The following is a 1091-nucleotide window of genomic DNA, read 5'->3' on the forward strand; positions in this document are numbered from 1 at the left end:
CCCAACCGCTGTGGTGGTGGCCGTTGCTGTTGCGGTACCTGCAACAGAGCTTGCTACAACTGTGTTGAGCAAGTTGGAGATGGCTTGGATGTTGCCGGAGGTGACGATGTCTCCAGTTTGAGGAGTAGCACTAAAGATGCCGTAACCGGTGACAGTGCCAACAGCTGTCGAATCGCCTGCAATCGAGATCGCAGTTGAATCGAAATCACCCGTTGAGGTGCCTTTGATCAAGTTTGTGCCAACTTGCCCGCCCAGGATGTCCACATTCTGTAGACCTGCAATGTTTGCAACCATCGAACTGGAAGCATCATCGGCATTTGAACTGCCAATCGTGTTAGCAAGCACAGCCATGCCTGTAATCGATTGACCGATTACATCACCATCGAGAGGACCGGCTGTCAGCAAACTTTGATCAGTTCCCGGAGTGGTGTCTGTATGTGTTCCATCATGAGTTCCCTTGATACCGGCGGTATCGACGGTGCCATCGGCAAAGGAGGTGCCTTCAGTMGTGGTACTGGTGACGCTGACTTGGTTGCCRAGGACGCCTGCGTTCAGCGTACCCACAATGGCCAAGCCTGTGATATTTCCTGACTGCCCGATTGTAATGTCAGCGCCAGAGTTGGCCAAACTTGTGCCATAGACATCAAGGTTGCCGAGGGCATAAGCACCTGCAGTTGTAGTTACACCACCACCGCTGGAGCCATTCACATTTTGGGCAAACGCGCTGCCTGAGGCTTGAGCTTGTGATTGCACGTTGCCATCAGCACCAATAGTGACATCACTGGCGTCAACCAATTCACTAAGGCCGCGAACATCAAGGGAGAGGGTTGCGCTAGAGAGATCGGTATCGACACTATCGCCAACGTTAGTGGCGCGAGCGTTGCCTGTTGTCGTGGCGACGTTGGTGAGGTTGCCATCATTGCCAATCACGATTTTGGCATCTTTTGTACCGACGGCGAATTGGTTGATCACTGCCGATGAGGTATCAGCACCCGTAATACTACCGCTGGTGGCTGCAGTAGCTGTCAGCGCGTTGGTTGAAGAGGCATAAATCGTACCGGCATCGCGGCCAACAGTGATATCCACTTGGT

1 protein-coding gene is annotated in these 1091 nt (G+C 53.1%); it reads right to left on the bottom strand.

Going from position 1 to position 1091, the window contains the following annotated elements; translation table 11 throughout:
* The coding region (locus C7K08_RS15745; RefSeq protein ID WP_161955953.1) for a hypothetical protein at window positions 1-1091 on the bottom strand (1091 nt) is incomplete at both ends.

Origin of the sequence: Synechococcus lacustris str. Tous (genome assembly GCF_003011125.1) — a bacterium.
Lineage (GTDB): Bacteria > Cyanobacteriota > Cyanobacteriia > PCC-6307 > Cyanobiaceae > Synechococcus_D > Synechococcus_D lacustris.